The organism is Streptomyces sp. NPDC046712, assembly GCF_040645695.1.
Classification (GTDB): Bacteria; Actinomycetota; Actinomycetes; order Streptomycetales; family Streptomycetaceae; genus Streptomyces.
This window is the reverse complement of the sequence record NZ_JBEYYW010000022.1, coordinates 59,811-83,304: the sequence shown is the minus strand read 5'-3', so window position 1 is coordinate 83,304 and position 23,494 is coordinate 59,811. Positions and strand designations below refer to the sequence as shown.

The 23,494-nt window shown below is 72.4% G+C and carries 23 protein-coding genes; 10 read left to right on the top strand and 13 right to left on the bottom strand.

Going from position 1 to position 23,494, the window contains the following annotated elements; all coding sequences use genetic code 11:
• Positions 1 to 39 precede the first annotated feature (39 nt).
• The 6 genes from ABZ939_RS26295 to ABZ939_RS26270 all read right to left on the bottom strand — a co-directional run bounded on the left by ABZ939_RS26295 (position 40) and on the right by ABZ939_RS26270 (position 6,296).
• The gene (locus ABZ939_RS26295) at positions 40 to 873 is read right to left on the bottom strand and encodes a PIG-L family deacetylase (protein WP_361859915.1); all 834 of its coding nucleotides are present in this window, start codon (positions 871 to 873) and stop codon (positions 40 to 42) included.
• Positions 858 to 2,678 (bottom strand): glycosyltransferase, encoded by a 1,821-nt coding sequence (locus ABZ939_RS26290; RefSeq protein ID WP_361859913.1) that lies wholly within the window; start codon positions 2,676 to 2,678, stop codon positions 858 to 860. Before ABZ939_RS26290 ends, ABZ939_RS26295 begins: the two co-directional genes overlap by 16 nt.
• Positions 2,675 to 2,803, bottom strand: coding sequence for a hypothetical protein (locus ABZ939_RS26285; RefSeq protein ID WP_361859910.1), 129 nt, complete (start codon positions 2,801 to 2,803; stop codon positions 2,675 to 2,677). Before ABZ939_RS26285 ends, ABZ939_RS26290 begins: the two co-directional genes overlap by 4 nt.
• Positions 2,800 to 4,227, bottom strand: coding sequence for a glycosyltransferase family 4 protein (locus ABZ939_RS26280; RefSeq protein WP_361859907.1), 1,428 nt, complete (start codon positions 4,225 to 4,227; stop codon positions 2,800 to 2,802). Before ABZ939_RS26280 ends, ABZ939_RS26285 begins: the two co-directional genes overlap by 4 nt.
• Before the next feature lie 5 nt (positions 4,228 to 4,232).
• Positions 4,233 to 4,982, bottom strand: coding sequence for a dolichyl-phosphate beta-glucosyltransferase (locus tag ABZ939_RS26275; RefSeq protein WP_361859981.1), 750 nt, complete (start codon positions 4,980 to 4,982; stop codon positions 4,233 to 4,235).
• Positions 4,983 to 5,495: 513 nt separating this feature from the next.
• A complete protein-coding gene (locus ABZ939_RS26270; protein WP_361859904.1) occupies positions 5,496 to 6,296 on the bottom strand; it encodes a glycosyltransferase family 2 protein in 801 nt (266 codons plus the stop codon).
• Between the two features lie 110 nt (positions 6,297 to 6,406).
• On the opposite strand from ABZ939_RS26270, the gene ABZ939_RS26265 reads away from it, so the two are divergent.
• The 6 genes from ABZ939_RS26265 (at position 6,407) to ABZ939_RS26240 (ending at position 14,055) form a co-directional block, all read left to right on the top strand.
• Entirely contained in the window at positions 6,407 to 8,230 is a 1,824-nt protein-coding gene (locus ABZ939_RS26265; protein ID WP_361859901.1) for a glycoside hydrolase family 15 protein, read from the top strand.
• Between the two features lie 30 nt (positions 8,231 to 8,260).
• Positions 8,261 to 8,557 carry a hypothetical protein gene (locus tag ABZ939_RS26260; protein WP_361859898.1) on the top strand — a complete coding sequence of 99 codons (297 nt, stop codon included), beginning with the start codon at positions 8,261 to 8,263 and terminating at the stop codon, positions 8,555 to 8,557.
• 92 nt (positions 8,558 to 8,649) lie between these two features.
• Entirely contained in the window at positions 8,650 to 9,693 is a 1,044-nt protein-coding gene (locus tag ABZ939_RS26255; protein ID WP_361859896.1) for a phosphatase PAP2 family protein, read from the top strand.
• A 45-nt stretch (positions 9,694 to 9,738) separates the two neighbouring features.
• A complete protein-coding gene (locus tag ABZ939_RS26250) occupies positions 9,739 to 11,958 on the top strand; it encodes an NADP-dependent isocitrate dehydrogenase (RefSeq protein ID WP_361859893.1) in 2,220 nt (739 codons plus the stop codon).
• Between the two features lie 96 nt (positions 11,959 to 12,054).
• Positions 12,055 to 12,345 carry a hypothetical protein gene (locus ABZ939_RS26245; protein ID WP_361859890.1) on the top strand — a complete coding sequence of 97 codons (291 nt, stop codon included), beginning with the start codon at positions 12,055 to 12,057 and terminating at the stop codon, positions 12,343 to 12,345.
• Between the two features lie 87 nt (positions 12,346 to 12,432).
• Positions 12,433 to 14,055 (top strand): sigma-70 family RNA polymerase sigma factor, encoded by a 1,623-nt coding sequence (locus ABZ939_RS26240; protein WP_361859887.1) that lies wholly within the window; start codon positions 12,433 to 12,435, stop codon positions 14,053 to 14,055.
• Positions 14,056 to 14,083: 28 nt separating this feature from the next.
• On the opposite strand, the gene ABZ939_RS26235 is transcribed toward ABZ939_RS26240, so the two are convergent.
• The 4 genes from ABZ939_RS26235 to ABZ939_RS26220 form a co-directional block, all read right to left on the bottom strand.
• Positions 14,084 to 14,905, bottom strand: a complete 822-nt coding sequence (locus ABZ939_RS26235) for a CAP domain-containing protein (protein ID WP_361859884.1) — start codon at positions 14,903 to 14,905, stop codon at positions 14,084 to 14,086.
• A gap of 127 nt (positions 14,906 to 15,032) precedes the next feature.
• Entirely contained in the window at positions 15,033 to 15,917 is an 885-nt protein-coding gene (locus tag ABZ939_RS26230) for a universal stress protein (RefSeq protein WP_361859881.1), read from the bottom strand.
• Positions 15,918 to 16,156: 239 nt separating this feature from the next.
• The gene (locus ABZ939_RS26225; protein ID WP_361859878.1) at positions 16,157 to 17,449 is read right to left on the bottom strand and encodes an acyl-CoA dehydrogenase; all 1,293 of its coding nucleotides are present in this window, start codon (positions 17,447 to 17,449) and stop codon (positions 16,157 to 16,159) included.
• Positions 17,450 to 17,567: 118 nt separating this feature from the next.
• Positions 17,568 to 18,026 carry an Rrf2 family transcriptional regulator gene (locus ABZ939_RS26220; RefSeq protein WP_361859875.1) on the bottom strand — a complete coding sequence of 153 codons (459 nt, stop codon included), beginning with the start codon at positions 18,024 to 18,026 and terminating at the stop codon, positions 17,568 to 17,570.
• Between the two features lie 411 nt (positions 18,027 to 18,437).
• Between ABZ939_RS26220 and ABZ939_RS26215 the strand changes: the two genes are divergently transcribed.
• A complete protein-coding gene (locus ABZ939_RS26215) occupies positions 18,438 to 19,283 on the top strand; it encodes a glutathione S-transferase C-terminal domain-containing protein (RefSeq protein WP_361859872.1) in 846 nt (281 codons plus the stop codon).
• Between the two features lie 158 nt (positions 19,284 to 19,441).
• Here ABZ939_RS26215 and ABZ939_RS26210 read toward each other — a convergent pair whose 3' ends face one another.
• The gene (locus ABZ939_RS26210) at positions 19,442 to 19,903 is read right to left on the bottom strand and encodes a hypothetical protein (protein WP_361859869.1); all 462 of its coding nucleotides are present in this window, start codon (positions 19,901 to 19,903) and stop codon (positions 19,442 to 19,444) included.
• Positions 19,904 to 20,007: 104 nt separating this feature from the next.
• Positions 20,008 to 21,045: an NAD-dependent epimerase/dehydratase family protein gene (locus tag ABZ939_RS26205; RefSeq protein WP_361859866.1), complete on the bottom strand. Its 1,038-nt coding sequence runs from the start codon at positions 21,043 to 21,045 to the stop codon at positions 20,008 to 20,010.
• 137 nt (positions 21,046 to 21,182) lie between these two features.
• Between ABZ939_RS26205 and ABZ939_RS26200 the strand changes: the two genes are divergently transcribed.
• The 3 genes from ABZ939_RS26200 (at position 21,183) to ABZ939_RS26190 (ending at position 22,370) form a co-directional block, all read left to right on the top strand.
• Positions 21,183 to 21,428, top strand: coding sequence for a DUF5133 domain-containing protein (locus tag ABZ939_RS26200; protein WP_361859863.1), 246 nt, complete (start codon positions 21,183 to 21,185; stop codon positions 21,426 to 21,428).
• A gap of 104 nt (positions 21,429 to 21,532) precedes the next feature.
• The gene (locus ABZ939_RS26195) at positions 21,533 to 21,892 is read left to right on the top strand and encodes an STAS domain-containing protein (protein ID WP_361859860.1); all 360 of its coding nucleotides are present in this window, start codon (positions 21,533 to 21,535) and stop codon (positions 21,890 to 21,892) included.
• Positions 21,893 to 21,914: 22 nt separating this feature from the next.
• Entirely contained in the window at positions 21,915 to 22,370 is a 456-nt protein-coding gene (locus ABZ939_RS26190; RefSeq protein WP_361859858.1) for an ATP-binding protein, read from the top strand.
• Between the two features lie 181 nt (positions 22,371 to 22,551).
• On the opposite strand, the gene ABZ939_RS26185 is transcribed toward ABZ939_RS26190, so the two are convergent.
• Positions 22,552 to 23,442, bottom strand: a complete 891-nt coding sequence (locus ABZ939_RS26185) for a SigB/SigF/SigG family RNA polymerase sigma factor (RefSeq protein ID WP_361859855.1) — start codon at positions 23,440 to 23,442, stop codon at positions 22,552 to 22,554.
• Between the last annotated feature and the right edge of the window lie 52 nt (positions 23,443 to 23,494).

Below are 23,494 nucleotides of genomic sequence, written 5' to 3'. Positions count from 1 at the left end.
CCCCCGCGGGGGCGAACGGGCACGGGGCGGGGAGGAGGGTCACGACGGGCCTCCGGACGGACGGGCCGTGGCGGCGGGCGCCGTGCTCGGCAGCAGATACGACTCGGGCACGAGCGGGATCATCCCCTGCGGAAACAGCGCGTCCGCCTGCGTGCGGTACCCCCTGATCAAAGCCTCCTTCTCGGCCAGGCCCCGCCCCCAGGAACGCTCCACGAGCGCGTGGCGGCGGGCGAAGGAGGCGGAGGGCGCGTGCGCGGACTTCCGCAGGTTGTAGGGGAAATCGCTGTAGAAGACGACCCGGTGGCCGCTCAGCGCGGCGGCCGTGCGGACGAGCACGTGGTCGGCGTGCCCGCCGACACCCAGCGGCGCCAGGACGAGGCCCGGGCCGGGGCGCAGCAACGCCTCGATGGCGTCGGTCACGCCGCGCAGCGTCTCGGCGTCGTGGGCGGAGAGCCGGCCGCGGGACAGATGCAGCCGATACGTTGGGTAGACGTGGTCGAGCTCCGGGAACAGCCGCGCGGACCGGCCGCCCGCGCCGGGACTCCTTCGCTCCTTACGGCGGAACAGTCCGTCCACCAGACCGAAATGCCGCCAGGCCACGCCCATCCGCTCCAGGACGGCCCGGTCCTCCGCGCGGCGCGCGGCGTACAGCTCCTCGGCGTCCGCGCAGCCCGCCTGCCGCAGGTACTGCCGGCCGGACAGGGTGTACGGAGGCGGCCCGGCCCGGGTGAAGAACGTGGCGACCGTGACCGGTACCCGCTCCCGGGCGTACAGGAGCAGCGCACCGCAGGAGAGCACGGCGTCGTCCAGATGGGGTGACAGCGCGATCAACGGGGCTCCGGCCGCCAACTCGGCGGTCAGGTCGGCAGCCACGGCACACACCGCCTCTCCCTCCCCGCCCGCCGCAGGGCGGCCGGTGCCTCGACGAGGCGGCGCGTCAGGGCCAGATAGCGGCCCGCCATCTCGTCCCAGGTGTAGCGCTGCGCCGCGCTGCCCGCCTGCCGGCCCAGCGTGCGCCGGGCCCGGTCGTCGGTGGCCAGCATCGCCATCCGGTCGGCGAGCGCGGCCACGTCGAAGGGCGGGACGGCGACGTCTCCGCCGTCGCTCATCCAGCGCAGCGCCGGCAGATCGAAGTGGAGGACCGGTTTGCCGTACGACATGCCTTCGAGGGCGACCAGGCCGAAGGTCTCGTGGCGGGACGGCAGGACCAGGAAGGCGCTGTCCCGCAGCAGGTCGCGCTTGAGCTCCTCACCGGCGTACCCCACCCAGCGGATGCTCCCGATCCGGGTGGCGAGCAGCGTCCCGAGCTTGCGTTCCTCGGCCTGGGTCCCGCTGCCTGCGAGCAGCAGCGGCATCGGTGGACGGACGCGGTCGTAGGCGTCGAGCAGCAGGTCGAGTCCCTTGCCCCAGACATCGATCCGCCCCAGGTACAGGATGTACTTGCCGTCGCCGAGCCGTGCGCCCTCGATCTGCCGCTGTTCCACGCCGTTGGGGATCACCTGGACCTCGGCTCGCGGGCCGAGACGGCGGACGGCGGAGGCGTCGGCCTCGTTGAGCACCACCAAGTGCCGGTAGCAGCGCAGTCCGAGCCGCTCCACGAGGAAGAACGGGATGTGGTAGCGGCGCCACAGCGCCTCGGCGCTGCGACCCTGGTCGATGCCGACGACCGGGGCGCGCGAGAAGAGCGGCAGGAAGCTGGTCGAGAACGGCGGCGTGAAGTTCTCCAGCCACACGTCGTGAGGGATCCGGCGGGCCAGGAAAGGCAGAGCGGCCAGGAACAGCAACTGTCCGGCGCGCGGCCCGGCCCGGCAGACCGGCACATAGCGGTAGCGCACACCGTCCCGCTCGCGCGTGCCGCCGTGCCGCCCCGCGGTCACCACGGTCACGTCGAACTCCTCGGAGAGCCGACGGGTGACCTTCTCCACCACCAGCGCGCCACCGCCGCGGTAGTCGGGGTTGCCCGCGTCGTCGTAGATCGAGACGACGACCCGCTTGCGCGGCGCCGGCCCGTTCCCCGACCCGCCCTGGAGGGCGTACTCGCCGCGTACGGTGGCGAGAACGCGGTCCAGGGCAGCGACCGCGACCAGGGAAGCGGGGCGTTCGCCGTCGACGCGGGCGACCCGCGGCAACCGAGCCGCCCAGGTGCGGTAGCGCGCCCACCAGAGGGCCGGCGGTCCCGCGGCCTCCTCCCAGCCGCGTTCCCGCAGACTGGCCGCCCCGGTCTCGACGAGCAGCGTCAGGTCGTAGCCGTCGGCGAGCCAGAGGAACACCCTGGAGCCCCGGAGCCGGGGCGGCAGGTCGAACTTCACGAGCCCGTCGAGAGGCCCGCGATCGCAGAGGACCACCGCCGGCCGGCCTCGGGCGCGCGCGGACACCCCGAACCGCGCGGCCCTGGTCCGTACGTACAACTCGCCGGCGTCGAGGAAGGCGTGGACACGGCGCCCCCACGATCCCCGGCGCGCGGGACCGCTGGGGCGCCGTGTTCCCTGCTCCTCGCCTTCCCTCACCCGTGGCGGAGCAGGGAACCTGCGGCACAGGAAGCAGCCGTAGCAGTGGAGGGTGGCGACGGCGAAGCCGCGCTGCCGCAGCAGTGCGCCCACGCGACGCACCACCGAGGACTTGCCCGCGCCGTCGGGTCCGGACACCGCGACCAGGAAGGGACCGCCCACCGTGCTCATGAGGCGCACCTCCGCGGTCTCCGGGCGGCTGCCGTCGCGAGGGCGGTCCGGCGCGCCCCGTGCACCGCGGCGACCTCGTCGGGGAGGGCTGCCGTGCGGGTGGCGGCGGGGCCGGTGGCGGTCATGGCCGCATTCCTTCGTCGGGCCCCACCGCGCCGACGAGTACGTCCCGTCCGGCGGCGAGCGTGAGGGTGGCCTCGCGTACGTCGAGGCGCCGCAGGGCCTCCAGCGCCTCGACCTCGTCGCAGCCGTGCAGCAGCAGTCGGAAGGTGTCCCCGTCCCGGCTCCAGTCGTCGGTCTCCCGCAGCATCCGCCGCAGCGCCCGTTCCGTCGCGTCGGCGTCCTTCGCCGTGAAGCGGGTGACGACCGACAGGTCGCTCGACGTGCGCCGCGAGCGGCGATGCCGGTGGATGCGCTGAAGGTCCTCCAGGACCACCTGGGCCAGGCGCTCGGCGCTGTCGTCCCAGGAGAAGGCGGCGGCCCATGACCGGCAGCGGGCGGCCATGACCGTACGGGTCTCCGCGTCGGCCAGCTCGTCCATGGCTTCCCCGATGCCGTCCGCGAGGTCGCGGTCGGCCGGCAGCAGCCAGCCGTTGACCCCGGGCTGTACGGCGTCGCGAAGACCGGGAACGTCGTAGGCCAGCGCGGGCGTTCCGGCGGCATTGGCCTCGATCACCGTGAGGCCCCAGCCCTCGGCGACGGAGGGCACGACCGTGAGCCATGCGCGGTGGAAGAGCTCCTGCTTGCGTTCCTCGGTGACATGGCCGTGGAAGACGACGGCGGACGCGACACCCAGGTCTGCGGCGAGCGCCCGCAGCCGGTCCAGTTCGGGGCCGTCGCCGCAGACATCGACACGGAGGTCGGGCATCCGTGCCAGCACCGCGGGCACCGCCCGGACGAGCAGGTCCACCCGCTTCTGCGGCATGAGCCGGCTCACGACGGTGATGGCGGGTGTCCGGCTGCGCGGCCCGTCGGGGGAGGCGCCGGCGGCGCGGGGACTTCCGTTCGGCACGATGTGGATCGGATTGCCGAAGCCGAGCTCCCGCCGGGCCCCTTCCCGCGTGGACGGCGAGACCACGACCACCGGCCGGCCTCGGTACACCCGACGGCTGACCTGCTTCTCCAGGAGCCTGCCCACGGCGTTCAGCGGCCAGCGGAAGCGCAGGTCGAACTGGTGCTGGTGGATGTGGTGGATGACGCAGATGTCCGAGGTCCAGCGCGGGGTGAACAGCGGTGAGAAGAACGGGATCCCGTTCTGGAAGTCGACCACGGCGTCGTACGCGTGACGGTGACGCAGCAGATGGCCGGCCGCCGCCGCGTACACGCCGAACGTCCCGCCGCCCCGCACGATCCGGATGCCGTCCCGGTACTCCCGGGCCCGCGCGCCCGGATACCGCGCCGAGATCAGCGTGACGTGCGCGCCGGCCGCGGAGAAGCGCCGTGCGATCTCCCAGCAGTAGGCCTCGGCGCCGCCCGCGTCGGGGTGCGAGGGATCGCGCCAGTTCAGGAAGGCGATGTCGGTGCGGGCGAGTTGGTCGAGGGCGTTCATGGAAATCACCGGGCCAGAGAGATCCGCAGCAGGTCGGCCATCGAACGCAGGCCGTCCCGCCGGGCGGAGAACGTCGACCCCGGGACGTCCGACCAGTCCACCGGCACCTCGACGACGTCACGCCCGGCCCTGACGACATGGGCGAGGAGCTCCACGTCGAACGCGAACCCGTCGATGTGGCAGTCCCGGACGATCTCGCGGATCAGCGGGCCGGAGAAGAACTTGAACCCGCACTGGGTGTCCGCGATCCCGGGCACGGTCAGATGGGCGAGCGTACGGAAGAGCAGGCCGCCGCCGCGCCGCAGGACCGACTGCTCGACCTCCAGGTGGGCGCCGGGCACGTGCCGGGAGGCGATGACCGCGCCGTGCCCGGCACGCAGAAGGTCCATGACCCGGTCGAGCGTCTCGATGGGGGTCGCGTTGTCGGCGTCGGCGAAGCCGATGAACCGGGCGGAGGAGGTGACGATCCCGCGTCGGACGGCGGCGCCCTTGCCCTGGTGGCTGCAGCCGATCACATGCAGTCCCACGGGCGAGTCGGCGAACGAGCCGAGCGCGTCCAGCGTTCCGTCGGCGCTGTTGTTGTCCACCACGACGACGGCCGACGACCAGGGTCGCGAGGAGAGGAAGTCCATGGTCGACGCGATCGTCGACGGCAGCCGCCGCTGCTCGTTGAAGGCCGGAATGATCAGTTCGAGGTCCACCGGGGAGCGGGTGAGCCAGCGGGGGAGGGGTTCGTGTGCGTGCGCGGCGACCATCACGCCTCGCCTCCTTCGGGGGCGCGGCGCGGCGGGCGTCGCGGAGTCGTACGGCGGACGGGGGCGTACGCGTGGCGGGCGTCCCGAACCTGGTGATCAGCGGGCTTCGTGCGACGACCGGAGCCGTCCGAACCGTCGTTGCCTTGCGGACCGGCGGTGCGACGACGGTTCGCGGCGTGCGCCCGGACGGTACGGGAGCGGCGACGCCGGGCCGTCGCGCGTGGCACGCGGCGGGAGGTACGGCAGAGCGGAACCGTCATGCAGAGGCGGTCGGAGGCCCGCCGCGTGGGATGCGTGGTGGGGCGGCGGGGCGGGGCGCAGGGCGGGCGGCGTCGGGACTCGGCCGTGGGCCAGTCGGTAACCCGTCGCAGCGGATGCGGAGCGGGTGCCGCCGGCGTTCGGCTGAAGCGAAGTGCGGTCACGACGAACTTCTTCCGGTAACCGACCCTACCGAGGGTCTGTCACACGACTGCAATGCCTGTCTTCAACCGATAGCATCCGGTATCTGATCCGTCAAGCGGGGCGGGCCCGTTCCGCCTGTTTCTGGGGGCGCGCCCTGGGGGTGAGCCGGATCAGGGCGTTGTGCGGGCGCTCGTCGAGCAGCCTGCCCAGGATGCGTGTTCCGTCACGGACGGTGCGGGCGCGCGACGGGCCGTGGCGGTGCGGCAGTTCGAGGCTGGGTACCTCGGCGATGCGCAGCCCGTAGTGCAGGGCGTGGGTGACCAGTTCGGCGCCGAGCTCGACGCCGTCCTCGCGCAGTTCCAGCAGGTTCACGAAGCCCCGGCGGAAGGCGCAGAAGCCGAACCACAGATCGGTCAGATGTTGACCGTACAACTGCCGGGCGAGGCGCAGCAGCGCGCTGTGCCCCAGTCGCCTCAGCAGCGGGTAGTCGGCGAAGTCGCCGCCGGCGATGAAGCGTGAGCCCTTGACGAAGTCGTACCCGCTCTCCAGGTAGTGCAGGTAGTGCGGGATCTCCTTCGGGGACATGGTGCCGTCGGCGCCCATCAGCACGATGTGGTCGCCCCTTGCGGCGAGCAGCCCCGCGTGGGGGATGTCGCCCGCCTCGCAGTTCCACGGCCCGAGCCTGCGTACGGAGACGGTGCCGTGGCCGGTGCGCGTGCCGGAGTCGGTGTCGCTGTCGCCGGACGCGTGCCCGACGAGAACGACCTCCCGGACCTCGGCCGGCAGCTGGTCGAGCAGCCAGCCGGTGTCGCGGTCTCCGGGACGGACCGGGACGACCAGGCTCACCGTGCGGGTATCGGCCTCCGGCTGATGGTCGGTCGACCGGCGCAGTGGATGCGACCCGTTACTCATCGGTACGGCTCTCTGGAGAGGTCTCGTCCATACGGCTCGTTATGCGTCTCCATGGGAATTCATCGGTTCCCATTGGCGCTGCCTCCCCTCCACGGTATTACAATCCGTTCATGGCAGGGCGAATTGAGGACTACGCCCTCATCGGGGATTTGGAGACGGCAGCTCTCATAGGAACTGACGGGGCCGTCGACTGGTGGTGCGCGCCGCGCTTCGACTCGCCCGCCTGCTTCGCGGCGATCCTGGGAGACGCCTCCCACGGGCAGTGGAGTCTGGGGCCGGTCGGAAATCGCCCGTGCAATCGCCGGAGTTATCGGGGCGACACGCTGGTACTGGAATCCACCTGGGAATCCGTCTCCGGCACCGTACGCATCACGGACTTCATGCCGCCGCGCGAACGGACCCCGCAGATCATCCGGTTGGTCGAGGGCATCGCCGGACGGGTCGACCTGCACGGCGAGTTGCGGATGCGCTTCAATCACGGCAGCGTCGTCCCTTGGGCGCGCCTGATCGACGGGCGTACGGTCGCGACCGTGGCGGGCCCGGACGCGGCGTATCTGCGCTGCGGTCCCGGCACCGACATCACCGTCACCGACGAATGCACCTCGTTCGACGTCTCGGTGACGGCCGGTCGGCGCGTCTCCTTCGTCCTCGGCTGGTGCCCCTCCCATTCCGCACCACCCCCGATGCCCGACGTGGAGGCGGAGTTGGCGCGGACGCTCGCCTTCTGGGACGAATGGACGTCGAATCTCAGTTATGGCGGTCCCTATCGCGAAGCGGTCATCAGATCTCTTGTCACCCTGAAGGCCCTCACCTATGAACCGACCGGCGGAGTCATAGCCGCGGCCACCGCCTCGCTCCCCGAATGCATAGGAGGCCAGCGGAATTGGGACTACCGATTCTGCTGGCTGCGCGATTCCACCTTCACCCTGTCCTGTCTGCTGCGCAGCGGATACCGCCGCGAGGCGCTCGCCTGGAAGAACTGGCTCGTCCGTGCCGTCGCCGGCGACCCCGCCGATCTGCAGCCGCTCTACGGCGTGGCCGGACAGCGCAACCTCCCCGAGGTGCACGCCGACTGGCTGCCCGGATACGAGGACTCCCGTCCGGTCCGGTTCGGCAACGCGGCCGTCGACCAGTTCCAACTGGACATCTACGGCGAGGTGTTGGGCACCATCTACTCGGCCGTACGGGCCGGGGTCGCCATCGACCCGCACGTCTGGAGCCTGATGGCCTCGCTCCTGGAGTACGTGGAGAAGCGCTGGCAGGACCCGGACGAGGGCATCTGGGAAGTACGTGGCCCGCGCCGCCACTTCGTCCACTCCAAGATCATGGCCTGGGTGGCCGCCGACCGCGCGCTGCGCCTGGCCCGTGTCGCCGGCCTGCGCACCTCCGTCCAGCGCTGGCAGGCCCTGCGCAGCGAGCTGCGCGCCGAGGTCTGCGAGCGCGGCTGGAGCGACGAACAGCAGTCCTTCGTGCAGTTCTACGGAGGCCGGCGCATCGACGCGACGGCCCTGCTCATTCCCCGGCTCGGGTTCCTCCCCGCGACCGACCCGCGTGTCCTCAGCACGGTGCAGCAGATCGGGCGGCTCGACGACGACGGCTTCCTGCGGCGGTACGCGGACGTGAGCAACGGCGAGGTCCACGAGGTGGACGGACTCGGCGGTGCCGAAGGCGTCTTCCTGGCCTGCACGTTCTGGTACGCGGACGCGCTGGCGATGACGGGACGTCAGGCGGAGGCGCGTACCGTCTTCGAGCGGGTCCTGGACGTCCGCAACGACGTGGGCCTGCTCTCCGAGGAGTGGGATCCGCACACCCGCCGCCAGTTGGGCAACATGCCCCAGGCTCTCAGTCATGTCGCCCTGGTGAACACGGCGTTCACGCTGTTCGGGACGCGTAAACACGATCGTTCACCCGCGGGGCGTTCCGCCGTGACATGATCCCGCCCACATCGGGGGATCGGGGCGGTCATGGGGTCGTACATCGGTATCGGAAGCGCGCTGCTGGCGCTGCTGCTCGCGTTCGGCGGTGTGGCCGCGCTCACACGGGGGTGGATGTTTCCCGTGCAGCGCAGATGGATCCACCGCACGGCGCTGTTCGGCTGGGCGCAGCTGGTGACGGCGGGGTCGTTCCTGTTGCAGGCGGTCGAGGCACTGCTCGTCGAGGACCGTGACGCGGGCATCGTCGTGAGCAACGTCGGATTCGTGGCACTCGTGTGCGGTCTCGCCCTGATCCTGCTGGCACAGCGGCCCCGCGAGGACGGCTGAGCCACCGGGGCGCCCACCCCGGACGCGCGCTCGGCGGTTCGTTCGGGTGCGCCCAGCGGGCGCGCGGGCCACCGCCGGGTTCGAATCGGAGCATGGCTCCCTACGACAGGCTCCGTATCGACGGCAGCACGCAGTCGCTGGAGACCGGCACGTGGTGGTACGCCGCCGTGGCCGGTGAAGCGGCCGACTCCTTCAGCACCCGCGTACGCAAAAGAATGCGGCGAGCCTGTCTCGGCGCGGTCCTGCTGTTCGCGGTCGTCTACGCCGGGCTCGTGCTCACCGCGACAGGCCAGCGCTGGGAGAACGCGGTGCTCGCCGGTCGGCTCACCGACGGGACGCTGGCCGCCGCACACGAGGCGAACCACAGCCTGCAGCACATCGCCGTGTACTCCCTCGCCGTCGCCCTGCTGGTGCTGACCGCCATCGGGATGCTGCGCCGGCGGTACGGGCTCACGGTCGTCGCACTGGGCACCGTCGGCCTCTCGCTGGTCCTCACCGAGGCGCTCAAGCGCTACGTCCTCTTCCGCCCCGACCTGGTCGACGCGCCCCCGCACCTCCTGCCCAACAGCTTCCCGAGCGGCCACACCACGATCGCGATGAGCGTGATGTTCGGCCTCGCCCTCGTCGTCCCGCACCGGGCGCGCGGCCTCGCCGTGGGCCTGTGCGGGCTGTGGGCGGCGGCCGTGGGCGCGTACACCGTGGCCGCCGGGTGGCACCGGCCCAGCGACACGATCGGCGCCGACCTGCTCGTCCTCGCCGTGGTCTGCGGGCTCGTCGCGGTCCTCGCCCGCCGCGGCCGGGTGGGCCCCGCGCGCAGGCGCCCCCTCCCACCGCGCACGCTCCTGGTGCTCGTGCCCCTCGCTCTCACCGCGGTGTGCGGCCTCGGCATCGGAATCGTCCTGCTCGTCGACTCCATGTTCGTCCTGCAGCCCACCGACCCGGACCTCCCCCGCCTCGCCTACCAGGCCGGACACGCCCTCGCCGCCGGGGCGAGCGCGGCGGCCACGCTCCTGCTCCTCGCCCTGCTGCGCCACGTCGACCTGGACGCGAACCCCACCTCGTACCGGCTCACGGGCACGCTCGTCACCGAGCCGACGGGGCCCTTTCCCACCGAGGCCGATCACGAGATATCTTGATGTCGAGCAATCTCGCAGACGCAGACGTGGAGCGGAGCACACCCGGTGACTGACTCGACCATCATCTACACCCACACTGACGAGGCGCCCGCCCTGGCGACGTACTCGTTCCTCCCCGTGATCCAGGCCTATGCCTCGACGGCCGGGGTCAATGTCGAGACCCGTGACATCTCCCTGGCCGGGCGCATCATCGCCGGCTTCCCCGAGCGTCTCGAAGAGGGCCAGCGGATCGAGGACGCCCTCGCCGAGCTCGGCGCGCTCGCCAAGACGCCCGAGGCCAACATCATCAAGCTGCCGAACATCTCGGCGTCCATCCCGCAGCTGAAGGCCGCGATCGCCGAGCTCCAGGCGCAGGGCTACGCCCTCCCGGACTACCCGGACGACCCGCAGACCGACGAGGACAAGGACGTCCGCGCCCGGTACGACAAGGTCAAGGGCAGCGCCGTCAACCCGGTCCTGCGCGAGGGCAACTCCGACCGCCGCGCCCCCGGCTCGGTCAAGAACTACGCCAAGACGCACCCGCACCGCATGGGCGCCTGGTCCTCCGACTCGAAGACCAACGTCGCCACCATGGGCGAGAACGACTTCCGCTCCACCGAGAAGTCCACCGTCGTCACCGAGAACGGCGCGCTGCGCATCGAGCACGTCGCCGCCGACGGCACCACCACCGTCCTGCGCGAGTCGGTCCCCGTCCTCGCCGGTGAGGTCGTCGACGCCTCCGTCATGCACGTCGCCGCCCTGCGCACCTTCCTCAGCGAGCAGATCGCCCGCGCCAAGGCCGACGACGTGCTCTTCTCCGTGCACCTCAAGGCCACGATGATGAAGGTCTCCGACCCGATCGTCTTCGGCCACGTCGTGCGCGCCTTCTTCCCGAAGACCTTCGCCGCGCACGGTGCGGCGCTCGCCGCCGCGGGCCTCTCCCCGAACGACGGCCTCGGCGGAATCCTCAACGGCCTGGCCGCCCTGCCGAACGGCGCCGAGATCAAGGCGTCCTTCGATGCCGAGATCGCCGATGGTCCGGCCCTCGCCATGGTCGACTCCGACAAGGGCATCACCAACCTGCACGTGCCGTCCGACGTCATCGTCGACGCCTCCATGCCGGCCATGATCCGCACCTCCGGCCACATGTGGGGCCCGGACGGCCAGGAGGCCGACACCCTCGCCGTCCTCCCGGACAGCAGCTACGCCGGCGTCTACCAGGCCGTCATTGAGGACTGCCGCGCGAACGGCGCCTTCGACCCGTCGACCATGGGCTCCGTCCCCAACGTCGGTCTGATGGCGCAGAAGGCCGAGGAGTACGGCTCCCACGACAAGACCTTCGAGATCGCCGCGGCCGGCACCGTCCGCCTCGTCGACGCCGCCGGCAACGTCGTCCTGGAGCAGGAGGTCGCTGAGGGCGACATCTTCCGCGCCTGCCAGACCAAGGACCTGCCGGTCCAGGACTGGGTCAAGCTCGCCGTGACCCGCGCCCGCGCCACCGGCTCCCCGGCCGTCTTCTGGCTGGACGAGACCCGCGCGCACGACGCCCAGCTGATCGCCAAGGTGAAGCAGTACCTGCCGGAGCACGACACCGAGGGCCTGGAGATCAAGATCCTCTCCCCGGTCGAGGCGACGAAGTTCTCCCTGGAGCGCATCCGCCGCGGCGAGGACACCATCTCGGTCACCGGCAACGTGCTGCGTGACTACCTGACCGACCTCTTCCCGATCCTGGAGCTGGGCACCAGCGCCAAGATGCTCTCGGTCGTCCCGCTGATGGCCGGCGGCGGCCTGTTCGAGACGGGCGCCGGCGGCTCCGCCCCGAAGCACGTCCAGCAGCTCGTCAAGGAGAACTACCTCCGCTGGGACTCCCTCGGCGAGTTCTTCGCCCTGGCCGCCAGCTTCGAGCACCTGGCGACCACCACGGGCAACGCCCGCGCCCAGGTCCTCGCCGACACCCTCGACCGCGCCACCGGCACCTTCCTCAACGAGGACAAGTCGCCGACCCGTCGCGTCGGTGGTATCGACAACCGCGGCAGCCACTTCTACCTGGCCATGTACTGGGCCCAGGAGCTGGCCAAGCAGACCGACGACGCGCAGCTCGCGGAGGCCTTCGCCGGTCTGGCCAAGACCCTGACCGAGCAGGAGGAGACCATCGTCTCCGAGCTCAACGCGGTGCAGGGCTCCCCGGCCGAGATCGGTGGCTACTACCAGCCCGACCCGGCCAAGGCCGCGGCCGTGATGCGTCCGTCCGCCACCTTCAACGAGGCCATCGCGTCCCTCGCCTGATTCCGGCGCGACAGCTGTTCCGCCCCGGCCGGAATTCCTCCGGCCGGGGCGGTCCCGTCGGTGGCGGATGTGGCATCCCGGTGTGAACCTGGATGGATGAGCTGGGCATCATGGACGACCCCCGGCGTCTACACCGGGCGCGGTGGGGTGCTCACCGACGAAGTCGGTGCGGTCACGGGCGACCTGACCGTGCACACCACCTGGGCAGAGGGCGAAGCACGCGTGGCCGTGCAGTACAGCGGCGCGTCCGACTGGTTCACGATGTCGGGCAGTCCGGTTCCGTGCGCCACCGAGCAGGAGAGCCGCGAGCTCCACGAGGCCGCGGTCGAGGCCGTACGAGCGGGGAACGCGGCCACCGTGCCGTACATGCCGCACCCACCGGCATAAACATCGTCGCGAAGTGTTATCCCACCCGCGCCCACGGGTCTCCTCACCACGGGGACGAACAGACCCACGTACGAGGGAGCAGGCAGGATGCACAGCGACGAGCACGGCACGGCCGCACTGGTGGCGGCGGCCGCGGCCGGGGACCGGCACGCCGGTGAGCGGCTGATACGCGCGTACCTTCCGCTCGTCTACAACATCGTCGGCCGCGCGCTCGACGGGCACGCCGATGTCGACGACATCGTGCAGGAGACCATGTTCCGCGCCCTGGACGGACTGCCCGGGCTGCGTGACCCCGAGCGCTTCCGGTCCTGGCTGGTCGCGATCGCGATGAACCAGGTCCGCCGGCGGTGGCGGGAGCGGCAGGCGGGTCCGCTGCCCGGTCTCGACCGCGCGACGGAGCTCGCCGACCCCGCCGGAGACTTCGTCGACCTCACCATTCTGCGGCTCGGCCTCTCCGGGCAGCGGCGCGAGGTCGCCGAGGCGACCCGCTGGCTCGACGAGACCGATCGCGAACTTCTCGCCCTGTGGTGGCTCGAGGCGGGCGGTGAGCTGAGCCGCGCGGAGCTCGCCGAGGCCCTGGCCGTCACCCCCGCGCACGCGGCCGTCCGCGTGCAGCGGATGAAGGACCGGCTGGAGACCGGCCGGGCCATCGTCCGGGCCCTCGGCGCGCAGCCGCCCTGCGCGGAACTGGCCCGGGTGACCGCGGGCTGGAACGGCCGTCCGGCGCCCGTCTGGCGCAAACGCATAGCCCGCCACGTGACGACCTGCGCCCACTGCGGCCGCACCCGCTCGGGCCTCGCCCCCGCCGAGGGGCTCCTGGTGGGCCTCGGCCTGGTGCCGCCGCTGCTGCTCTGGGCCTCGGCCCGTCCGGACACCCAGGCCGCCGCCTGGGCGTCGGACGCTCCGGACCCGACGTCGTACGGGAGCACGGGACCCGATCCGGTCTCGTACGGGGGCGCGGGGGCCGACCCGATCCCGTACGAGCGCACTGGGCCCGACGCAAGCCTGTACGGGAGCACGGGAGCCGACCCGACGCCTTACGCGGGTGGGCCGCTGGAGCCGGCGGTGGACCAGGTGGGCGCGGGGCCGGTGGCGAGCGGGGCCGGGGGTTCTCTGCGGCGGGCCTGGGTCGCGGGAGCGGTGGCCCTCGGTGTACTGGGCGGGCTCATCCTGCTCGTACCGTCCGAGCCGGAGGCACGCAAGCACACGCCCGCCACGCCCGCGGCGGCGCCGCCCCCGGCGCCGACGACCCCGCCCCCGCCGAGCCCCACCACCCCCTCACCCACCCCGACACCGACCCCGACGCCCACCCCGACACGGACGGTCACCGTCGAGGAGCGGCTGACCCGGCTGGTGAACCAGCGTCGTGCGGAGGAGGGCTGCGGGCCGCTGCGGACGGATCCCCGGCTCGCCGAGGCCGCCCGCGCCTACGCCCGGGACATGGTCCGGCGCGGCTACTACGCGCACAGCAGCCCCGAGGGAGAGTTCGCCGGCGCGCGGATGTCGTCGGCCGGATACGCCTGGTCCGCCTGGGCCGAGAACCTGGCGCGCGGCACGACCGACCCCGCCGCCGTCTTCGACGGCTGGATGGACGGTGCGATGCACCAGGAGAACATGCTGGACTGCCGTTACCGGCACACGGGAGTCGCGGCCGTGTCCGGCCCCGACGGCACGGTGTGGGTGCAGAAGCTGGCCTCGCCCGCGTCCTGAACCCCCACCGCCCGGAGCCGTGTCCCGGTCAGCGCCCGGTACCGAAGTTCTGTACCCACCACGGGCCGTTGGAGGCCAGCGCCACCCCGACGCCGATGTCCTTGAACGAGCAGTTGAGGATGTTGCGGCGGTGCCCGTCGCTGTTCATCCAGTCCTCCATCGCCTTGGCGGGGGTCTTCGGGCCACGGTGGATGTTCTCGGCCCAGCTGTCCCACGCGTACCCGGCGGCCTTGATCCGGTCGCCCGCGTCCCGGCCCTCCGGGCTGCGGTGTTCGTAGTAGTCGCGCGTCGCCATGTCGTTCGCGTGTGCCTGGGCAGCCTTCCGCAGCCGGCTGTTGGAGCGGAGCGGGCCACAACCCGCCCTCTCCCGTTCGTCGTTGGCGAGCGAGACCACTTGGGCGATGTACTGGTCCGTCTTCCCGACGGCGGGCGCCAGGGCCGCCGGTGCCGCCGCGTTCCGCGGCGCGGGCGGTGTGGTCGCCGACTGCTGGACCGGCGTGGGGCGGGCGGACGCGGAGGCCGACGCCGACACAGACGGGGGCGCGGCGGGCGGCGTCGTCGTCCGATCCGAGGGCACGGCGGACGGGACGGATCCCGCGTGAAGAGGAGCCACCTGCGACAGGGCGGCCGCTTCCGGACGGGCGCCCGCATCGTCCGGCGTGCTCCGGGAGGCCATGTACGCCCCGGCCACGACGGTGAGGACGACCGTCGTCGTACCCGCGACGGTCACAACGGCACGGAACGACGGCACGCGGCGCACGTGCCGGCCCGCACCCGCTCCCCCTCCTCTGCGGTGCCTGCCGCCGTCCGTCCGTCGGTCGTCGGGGCTGCGCGCGTCGTGGTGCTGCATGGGCTCCGCTCTCTTCTCCGAGTCCACCGGACGGTCCGGCACAGGGGAGAGCCGCCGGGGCGGCGGTCGTAACACTTTCCGGCCCCCGACCTGTCGACACACTTCGTCAACGGCGTGCGTCACCGACTCACTCGTGCGGAACGACCGCCACCGGGCACGGAGCCAGGTGCAGCGCCGCATGGGCCACCGAACCGATCCGGGGCCCGATCGCCCCGCGCCGCGCCCGCCGCCCGACCACCAGGAGCTGGGCGATGCCCGACGCTCCGAGCAGCACCTGCCCCGCGCTGCCGATCTCCACGTGCTCGGCGACCCCTACCTCGGGGAACCGCTCCCGCCAGGGCGCCAGCGCCTCACGCAGCGCCTTCTCCTCGTACGGGACGGGGCCGCCGGCCTCGTCGGCGTCCGCCAGCTTCGTGGAGGTGGGGCTGTACGCGTACAGCGACGGCAGGCTCCACGCCCGTACCGCGCGGACGGAAGCGCCCCGGGCCGCCGCCGTCTCGAAGGCGAAGCGCAGCGCCGGCGCGCTGTCCTCGGCCCCGCCCAGCTGACCGACGACGATCTCGCCGCCCTTCGGTTCAGCCCCGCCGCCTTCGCCCTCCCGCGAGCGCACCGCCACCACCGGCCGGTGGGCGGCCGCTATGATCTGCTGCCCGTGGGAACCGAGCAGGAAGCCGGCCAGCGCCCCATGCCCGCGCGAGCCGATGACGAGCATCTCGGCCCCCTCCTCGGTGCTCACCAGCGCGTCGACCGGGGTGTCGGGCAGCACCTCGGCGGTGAGGGCGAGGCCGGGATGCCGCTCGGCGACCGCCGACTCGGCCTCCCGCAGCACCTCGTCGGCCATCCGCTCCTGGCTCGCCCGGTCCTGCCCGATCGGGAGGTCGAGCGCTTCCCAGCGCCAGGCGTGGACCAGGCGCAGGGACCAGCCCCGGCGTCGTGCCTCGCGGGCGGCCCACTCGGCCGCCGCGAGACTCTCGGGCGACCCGTCCACTCCCGCGACGATCTCTCGACTCATCAGGCTGCCTCCGTCACTCCGCGGCGGGCCCGGCCCCTTCACCGGACCCTCTTCCTTCGGCGTGGGCCCGTCGGCCGCACGACGAGAGGGCCGGACGTCCCCACATGACGGTACGTCGGTCCTCCGTCCGCCGCCTCCGCTCGCCCCGACCTGAGCCTCGGCGACGGCGGCCCGGTCTTCACCGACATCGACGTCGCGCGCCCCGTGTCGACTGCCCGCGACCGGACGGGATCCGCGGCTCACGCCCGCAGGGTGAGCCGCGGATGGGTGCCGTTGAGGTAGTGGTCGCCGATGTCGCGGAGCCGGTGGGCCGGGGACGAATGGGCCGTGAGGGTACGTGCGTTGCGCCAGAAGCGGTCGAAGCCCGGTCCGCCGCCCGCGGTGTCGGCGGCCTCCGTGGTGTCGACGAGTTCGAGGATCCGCGTGGTGATCCGGACCGCCGATCCGCCGGTCACGGCCTCGGCCGCGGCGACAAGCACGGCGATGTCGGCGCGTTCCTCGACCCCGAGCGACCGCTCCGCGACGAGACCGCGCGCCAGGGCCTCCGTCGCCCGCTCCACGACCGCCGCGGCGGCGTGCGCCGCGGTGGCCAACTCCCCGTACGCCAGCAGGAGGTACGGGTCCTCCCCGCCGCCCACCGGGTAGGCGTCGGCGTCGGCGCGCGGGTCGGCGGGCGGCGGCGCGGCCTGGGCGGCGCGGCTGATGTCCCGGGCCTCAGCGAGCGCTCCCTCGGCGATCCCGAGGCCGACGTGGACCAGGAGCAGCCGCAGGGCGAGCGGGGCCAGCGTAGTGAAGGGGGCCACGGCGTGCTCGTCCCGGGGGAGCGCGCCCAGGATGTCCCGGGCGTCCACCGGGACCTGGTCGAAGGTCACGGTGCCGGCGCCGGCGAGGCGCTGGCCGATCCGGTCGGTGGCGGCGTCGGTGAACACCGCAGGATCCGCGGGATCCACCAGCGCGACCAGGAGGTCCCCGCTCCCGGTACACCGGGCCCCCACGATCAGGCGGTCGGCGACGGCGACGCCGGACGAGAAGGAGCGACGCCCGTCGAGGACGTAACCGTCGTCGGACGGGGTGAGGGTGAGCTCGGGCTCGGCGCCCGTCCGCGACGGTTCGATGCCACCGGCGAGCAGCCACCGCTCCTGTGTCGTGCGGTCCTCGAGACTCTCCGGTGTGCCCGGCGCGCCGCCGCCTCCCGAGAGGAAGCGGGCGGTCCACGACAACACGTAGTGGTGGGCGAGGAGTTCGCCGATCGAGCTGTCCGCGGCGGATATCTCACGGATCACCGCACAGGCGGCCCGCCAGTCGGCGCCACGGCGGCTCGGCCCCGGCGGGGTGAGCAGCGCGGGCAGGCCGGCTTCCCGCAGCCGGGCCACCTCGTCGAAGGGGGGCTTGCCGGCCCGGTCCCTGGCCGGCGCGTCGACCGCGAGGTCGTCGGCGAGCTCTCGGGTGACGCGGGGCCAGATCTCGTCGTCGGCCGGGCGGTCGGCCGGTCCGGAGGTGGGCCGTATCGCTGACTTCTTCGGCGTTCTCACGTCACCTCACATGATCCCTAGTATTCCCACTGGAATAGTAGGGATATTGGCAGAGGGTCTGCCCAGGTCCCAACAGGCGTTCGCATCATGGACAGATCAATCCCATGGGGCGAGACGATCAGGGGTTGGTCCACGCCTCAGGGTCGTCCGCCAGCTCGGAGATGCCCGCCGGCAGCTTCGCCGCGGCCACGTCCGCGAGCGACACCCCGTCGAGCACCTGGCGCACGTTCGCGCGCAGCGCGATCCACAGCGTGAGCAGCGACTCGGCCGGGCCGGTGTACGAGAGCTCCGGAGGGCGTACCCCGCGCACGGACACCAGTGGGCCGTCCACGCACCGGATCACATCCGCGACGGAGATCGTGTCGGCCGGTCGGGCCAGCCAGTAACCGCCGTTCCCGCCCCGCTGGCTCAGCACCAGACCGCCCCGGCGCATGTCGCCGAGGATCCCCTCCAGGAACTTGTGGGAGATGTCCTGGTCCTCCGCGATCGCCTCCGCCTTCAACGGGCCCGCGTCCTGGGCGGCGGCGAGCTGAAGCGCGGCACGCACCGCGTAGTCGGCTCTGGCTGAGATGCGCATGGCCGCATTATCCCGCACAGCGGTGACCGGATTCGTACGCCCGAGGCTGTGCATCGAGGGAGTGTCCGCACCCTTGACGCGGGCCGTGACCACCCCGACACTCGGGGGCGGGAAACCGAGCGAACAGGTAGGGAACCATGGAGCTCACGGCGGGAACGGACGCGGCTCGCACCGTCCGGCTGCCTCGCTCCCTGCCCCTGACCTCCCGCCGCCACATCGACCTCCTGCGTGTGTGCAGCGCGGCGAGTCGTGGGAGCCTCCGGGGCGCCGGCTCCCTGGTCTGAGCCTCCCGCCCCCTTTCCGCAGGACCTCCTTCCCGTATCTCTGCTGCCTCCGAGCGCGTGCCGACGCAGACGCCGACGCCGTCGCATGCCGTCGTGACCCAGCACCGAGCACCCCCAAGGGAGAAGCATGTCCATCACCCCGTCCGTCGTCGCCCCCGTCTTCCGTGGCCGGATCGGCTGCGACGTGCGCAGCGGCCACTACCCCGTACCGCACCGCTACCGGCTCCACCTGGCGCTCTCCTGCCCCCGCTGTCTGAGCATCGCCGTCACCCACAGCCTGCTCGGACTCGAGGACACGCTTCCCCTGACGCTGCTGCCCGCCACCCCCGACACACCTGGCGGCGGTTACGCCACGCTGCGCCCGCTGTACGAGGCCAGTGCCCATCAGTACGCCGGGCCGGCGGCCGGCCCGGTGCTCAGCGACGGCTGGACCGGCCGGATCGTCAGCACGCACGTCCCCGACATCCTCCGCGATCTCGCGCTGCGCTTCCGCGACACCGGCCCGGATCTGCTACCGACGGGGCGTGAGGCCGAGATCGACGCGATCGGCGACCTGTGCGAGCGCAGCGTCAACGGTGCCGCGCAGCGCGCCGGTGAACTGGGCCTCGACGACCTGGCCGCGCACCACGACCCGCTCTCCGTGCTCTTCGCCGCCCTCGGCAGGCTGGAGCGACGGCTGGCACGGCAGCCGTACGTACTCGGCGACGAGATCACCGCCGCCGACGTGCATGTCTGGGTGACCCTCCTCCAACTGGACACCGTGCACCGCTGGCACCTGGACGCCGGTGCCATGGACCGCGTCGCGGGCCATCCCGCCCTGTGGGCCTACGCCCAACGCCTCGCCGCACGGCCCGCGTTCGGGCGCCACCTCGACCTCGACGGCATCGCGGACCGGCACCGCGCCCACTGCCGCGGCCGGGAGGCGGCGGGCGCCGCCATGAGCATCGTGGACTGGCAGGCCTACCGCGTCTGAGGAGAGTCGGACGGGGCCGCGGGGAGCCGTGAGGCTAAGGGGATCACGGGACCGTGAGGCGGAGGGGGCCGCGGGGAGCCGTGAGGCAAAGGGGATCAGGAGCCGTGAGGCGAAAGGGGGTCATGGGAGCGGTCAGGCGACGGGGGTGACGGGAGCCGTCAGGCGAAGGGCGGTTCCCAGTCCTTCTTGACCTCGAAACGGTAGTCCCGCCGGTCGAGCACATGCCCCGCCCCGTCGACCAGCGCGGCGGACACCTCGTAGACCCCGCGCGCCCGAGGGCCGCTCGGGACACGCTCGGGCGGAAGCTCCAGATCGTACGGTCCGCCGTGCCGGAAGTCCCCGAGCATCACCTCGTGCCCGCCGACCTCCACGCCGTCCTTGCTCCGCTCGTCGACCACCTTCAGGCCGGTCACCGACCGACCGTCGACCTGGAAACGCACCACGGCGCGGAATTCCGCGCCCTCCTTCACCGTGAACGGGTCCGCCACCGTCGTCCCCGACGCGGGCACCGGCAGTGTGATCTCGCCCGGGCCGGTGAACCGGAGCGCCAGTCCGAGCAGGCGGACGGTACGACCTTCACGGAGCGGAACGGCCGACGCCGGATCGGCGAGGGAAACCATGATGTGCTCGTCTCTCGGGACAGGGCCTCGTGGGAGGCATGGGGTACGACAGCGCTGCTACCCGATTCGTTCCCGCCCATGCGGACCCGGCCCGGGCCGAGCCGTCAGCCGATACGGCGCCCGGCGAGCGGAGCCGTCTCGTCGCCGCTGCCCGCCCGTACACCGCGCAGAAACGCGCCGAGGGCCTCCAGAGAGGTCGTGGACGGCTCCCAGCCGAGCTCCCGGCGGGCGCGCTCCGTGGCGAGCAGCGGCAGCCGCAGCACGGCGTCGAAGAGGTCGGGGGACGCGGGTACCACCCGCAGTTTCCAGGCCGTCGAGAGCAGGCCCCGTACCGCGCCGCTCGGCATCTTCACCGGTCGGGCGTCCAGGAGCGAGGCGAGGGCCGCGGTGTCGATCACCGGTTCCGCCGCCAGGTTGAAGGCGCCCCGGACGTCCCGTACGAGCGCCCGGCGGTAGGCGTCGGCCGCGTCGTCCGTGTGCATCGCCTGGAAGCGGAGTCCTTCCAGCTCGGGAAGGAGCGGCAGCAGGTCGGGGCGGACCAGCGCGCCCGGGAAGAAGCGGCCCGCGAAGATCCGGCGCTGCCCGCTGGCCGACTCCTCCTTGAAGAGGAAGCAGGGCCGCATCCGCACCACCCGGGTCTGCGGATGGTCGCGCTCGAAGGTGTCCAGAACCCGTTCCAGATACGCCTTCTCGCGCGTGTAGGCGGCGCCCGGCCAGCCGTGTGTCGGCCACGACTCCGAGACGGCGGCACCGTTCGGGGGACCCGGGGAGTAGGCCCCGACGGACGAGGCGCACACCAGGACGGGCACCCGTGCCGTCGCCACCGCGTCGAAGACCCGCAGCGAGCCCAGGACGTTCGACCGCCAGGTCTCGGCCGGGTCGTGGGTCGGCTGGAAGCGCCAGGCCAGATGGACGACCGCGTCGGCGTCCTCGATGTACTGCGCGAGTCGGGGTTCGTCGCCCTCGAGCGACAGGTCGACCTCGGCCCACTCGGTCTTCGACAGCGTCAACGCGGGTCTGCGGCGGGCGAGTCCGAGGACGGAGGCGATCCGCGGCTCCTGTTCCAGTGCCCGGACCAGGCTCGTCCCGACATTGCCCGTGGCGCCCGTGACGACCACCTTCAGTCCCTCGCTCGCCTTCATGATTCGACCATCCGTCATCCCCGCCGGGCGCGCACGCCGGGCCACGGCCGTGACGGAGTGTGTCTGCGTGGGTCGCGCAGGTGACGAGGTGACCCGAATATGGAGCGACGGAGCGAAGGGGGGTGTGCCAGGAGGACATGATGCTGCTGCCCGACAGAAACACGATCGACCGGCTGCTGCGGTACTACCGGGCTCAGGAGAGGGCGGTCCTGGCCAGGCCGTGCGACCTGGCGATCCGCAGGCGCTTCGAGGACACGGCGTACACGCTGTGCGTGCTGATGGGGGAGAGGACGGCACGGGAGGCGGTCCACGCCGCCGAGCGGTACGTGGGCAAGGCGAAAGCCGCGTCCCGGCAGACACTCGAAGGACTCCCCGGCTCCTGACCGGGAAGGACCCCCGGCTCCTGACCGGATGGGGCAAAGGTCGCGTTCCGGGGCATGAGTGGGGTAGAAGCCCCTGTACGGAAGCGGAGGAGGCGGGTGACCCGATGGCGTCGGAGCGGTTCAGCGTGACGGCGGCACCCGGGCCGCAGCCCGGAGTCGTGGTGCTGTCCCTCGCGGGGGAGCTCGACCACGACACCGCGGACGCGCTGCGCGGGTCGCTGGAGGAACGGGCCGGCGCGGTTCGGATCCTCGTCGACTGCGAGGGGCTGCGGTTCTGCGACTCGACAGGACTGAACGTGCTGTTGCGGGCCCGTCTCCACGCGCTGGAGGCGGGCGGCCGCCTTGAACTGGCCGGGCTGCGACCGCCGGTGGCCCGGATGTTCGAGATCACGGGGGCCCGGACCGTCTTCCGGGTGTACGAGAACGTGGCCGAGGCGCTCACGGATCGACGGGCGGACGGCTAGGCGGGCGATGACGGAGGGAGCGGTGGGCGAGAAAACCTCGGAAGAAGGCCAGGTCCGGCGCCTCGTGCTGTTCGGGACCAAGGGCGTGGTGATGCGCTGCCGCGACTTCACCGCCGAGGCGCTCGCCGACTGGGGCTGGATCCCCGCAGAGGACGACGAGGCCCGGGAGCGCGTGGACGACGTGCTGCTCCTGGTCTCCGAGGTGGTCACCAACGCCTGTCTGCACGCGGGAGGGCCCGAGGAACTCGTTCTGCGCCATCGCCAGGGAGGCCTGCGGGTGGAGGTCTCCGACGCGAACCCTGAGCACCCGAGGCGTCGGCAGCCCCGGGCGCCGTCATTGCCGGGCGGGCACGGGCTGATGGTCCTGGACCGGCTCGCGGGGGACTGGGGATCCGAGCCCCGCGAGCGCGGCAAGGTGGTGTGGCTGGAGGTCGGCCGTCCGTCCCGCCCGCCCTGGAACCGCGACGGCCGGCCGTGAGCCCTGTACAGGCACCTTGCGGGCACTGAACGGGCACGGCGGGCCTTGAAGGCGGGCCCTGAACGGGACGGCCGACGGCCGACCCTGCATGGGTCGGCCGTCGGAACGGTCGGGAAGCGCCCGGAACCCGGCTCCCTCGACAAGGAAGCTCGGAACCCGCCTCACCCGACGAGAGCCCGCCTCACCCCGCCGAGGCCCGGTGCGGGCTGTCGCTGTCCTCGAGGAGCCCGGCCCTGAGCTCGTCCAGGATCCGGGCGAGCAGCCGCGAGATGTGCATCTGCGAGAGGCCGAGCCGCTCGCCGATCTGCGCCTGGGTCAGCTCCTCGCCGAAGCGGAGTGCGAGGATCGTGCGGTCTCGCGCGTCGAGCCCGGCGATCAGCGGTTTGAGCGACTCCAGCGAGTCGATCAGCTCGAACGCGCGCTCCTCCTCGCCGAGGCGCCGGGCGCCCGCGGTGACGGCCGACTCGTCGTCGCCGGCCGGGGTGTCGAGCGAGCGGGCGACGTAGCCGTTCGACGCCTGTTCGCCCTCCGCCACTCTCTCCTCGCCGATGTGCAGATACGCCGCCAGCTCGGCCCGGGTCGGACGCCGGCCCAGACGCTGCTCCAGGGTGTCGACGGCCTTCGCAAGCTCGATCCGCAGCTCCTGGAGCCGTCGCGGCACCTGGACGGACCAGCTGGTGTCCCGGAAGAAGCGTTTCATCTCGCCGACGATCGTGGGCAGCGCGAACGCGGAGAACTCCACGTCGCGGCCCACCTCGAACCGGTCGATCGCCTTGATCAGGCCGATCGTGCCGACCTGGATGATGTCCTCCGTCGGCTCGGCCCGGTTCCGGAACCGGCGGGCCGCGAACTTCACGAGGCTGAGATTCAGCTCCACCAGGGTGTTCCGTACGTACGCGTGCTCGGGCGTGCCCTCCTCCAGGCCCTCCAGGCGGGTGAAGAGCGCCGTGGACAGCGTCTGGGCGTCCGTCGTGCTCACCTCGGTGGGCCGGTCGATCTCGGGCAGGCCGTCGAGCGCCCGGCGCCGCACGGCGGCGGGTTCCGCGGATGTCGGGTTGTGGTGGGTGGACATAAGACTCCCTCGACGGGTGGCTTGGGCCTGCGCCACCGGGCGGGCGGCGGGG

What these genes read in the sequence shown, in the direction of transcription:
- ABZ939_RS26290 (WP_361859913.1), bottom strand. Translation starts at nt 2,678, where the DNA reads ATGAGCACGGTGGGCGGTCCCTTCCTGGTCGCGGTGTCCGGACCCGAC.
- ABZ939_RS26285 (WP_361859910.1), bottom strand. Translation starts at nt 2,803, where the DNA reads ATGACCGCCACCGGCCCCGCCGCCACCCGCACGGCAGCCCTCCCCGAC.
- ABZ939_RS26280 (WP_361859907.1), bottom strand. Translation starts at nt 4,227, where the DNA reads ATGAACGCCCTCGACCAACTCGCCCGCACCGACATCGCCTTCCTGAAC.
- ABZ939_RS26275 (WP_361859981.1), bottom strand. Translation starts at nt 4,982, where the DNA reads ATGGTCGCCGCGCACGCACACGAACCCCTCCCCCGCTGGCTCACCCGC.
- ABZ939_RS26270 (WP_361859904.1), bottom strand. Translation starts at nt 6,296, where the DNA reads ATGAGTAACGGGTCGCATCCACTGCGCCGGTCGACCGACCATCAGCCG.
- ABZ939_RS26265 (WP_361859901.1), top strand. Translation starts at nt 6,407, where the DNA reads ATGGCAGGGCGAATTGAGGACTACGCCCTCATCGGGGATTTGGAGACG.
- ABZ939_RS26260 (WP_361859898.1), top strand. Translation starts at nt 8,261, where the DNA reads ATGGGGTCGTACATCGGTATCGGAAGCGCGCTGCTGGCGCTGCTGCTC.
- ABZ939_RS26255 (WP_361859896.1), top strand. Translation starts at nt 8,650, where the DNA reads ATGGCTCCCTACGACAGGCTCCGTATCGACGGCAGCACGCAGTCGCTG.
- ABZ939_RS26245 (WP_361859890.1), top strand. Translation starts at nt 12,055, where the DNA reads ATGAGCTGGGCATCATGGACGACCCCCGGCGTCTACACCGGGCGCGGT.
- ABZ939_RS26240 (WP_361859887.1), top strand. Translation starts at nt 12,433, where the DNA reads ATGCACAGCGACGAGCACGGCACGGCCGCACTGGTGGCGGCGGCCGCG.
- ABZ939_RS26235 (WP_361859884.1), bottom strand. Translation starts at nt 14,905, where the DNA reads ATGCAGCACCACGACGCGCGCAGCCCCGACGACCGACGGACGGACGGC.
- ABZ939_RS26230 (WP_361859881.1), bottom strand. Translation starts at nt 15,917, where the DNA reads ATGAGTCGAGAGATCGTCGCGGGAGTGGACGGGTCGCCCGAGAGTCTC.
- ABZ939_RS26220 (WP_361859875.1), bottom strand. Translation starts at nt 18,026, where the DNA reads ATGCGCATCTCAGCCAGAGCCGACTACGCGGTGCGTGCCGCGCTTCAG.
- ABZ939_RS26215 (WP_361859872.1), top strand. Translation starts at nt 18,438, where the DNA reads ATGTCCATCACCCCGTCCGTCGTCGCCCCCGTCTTCCGTGGCCGGATC.
- ABZ939_RS26210 (WP_361859869.1), bottom strand. Translation starts at nt 19,903, where the DNA reads ATGGTTTCCCTCGCCGATCCGGCGTCGGCCGTTCCGCTCCGTGAAGGT.
- ABZ939_RS26205 (WP_361859866.1), bottom strand. Translation starts at nt 21,045, where the DNA reads ATGAAGGCGAGCGAGGGACTGAAGGTGGTCGTCACGGGCGCCACGGGC.
- ABZ939_RS26200 (WP_361859863.1), top strand. Translation starts at nt 21,183, where the DNA reads ATGATGCTGCTGCCCGACAGAAACACGATCGACCGGCTGCTGCGGTAC.
- ABZ939_RS26195 (WP_361859860.1), top strand. Translation starts at nt 21,533, where the DNA reads ATGGCGTCGGAGCGGTTCAGCGTGACGGCGGCACCCGGGCCGCAGCCC.
- ABZ939_RS26185 (WP_361859855.1), bottom strand. Translation starts at nt 23,442, where the DNA reads ATGTCCACCCACCACAACCCGACATCCGCGGAACCCGCCGCCGTGCGG.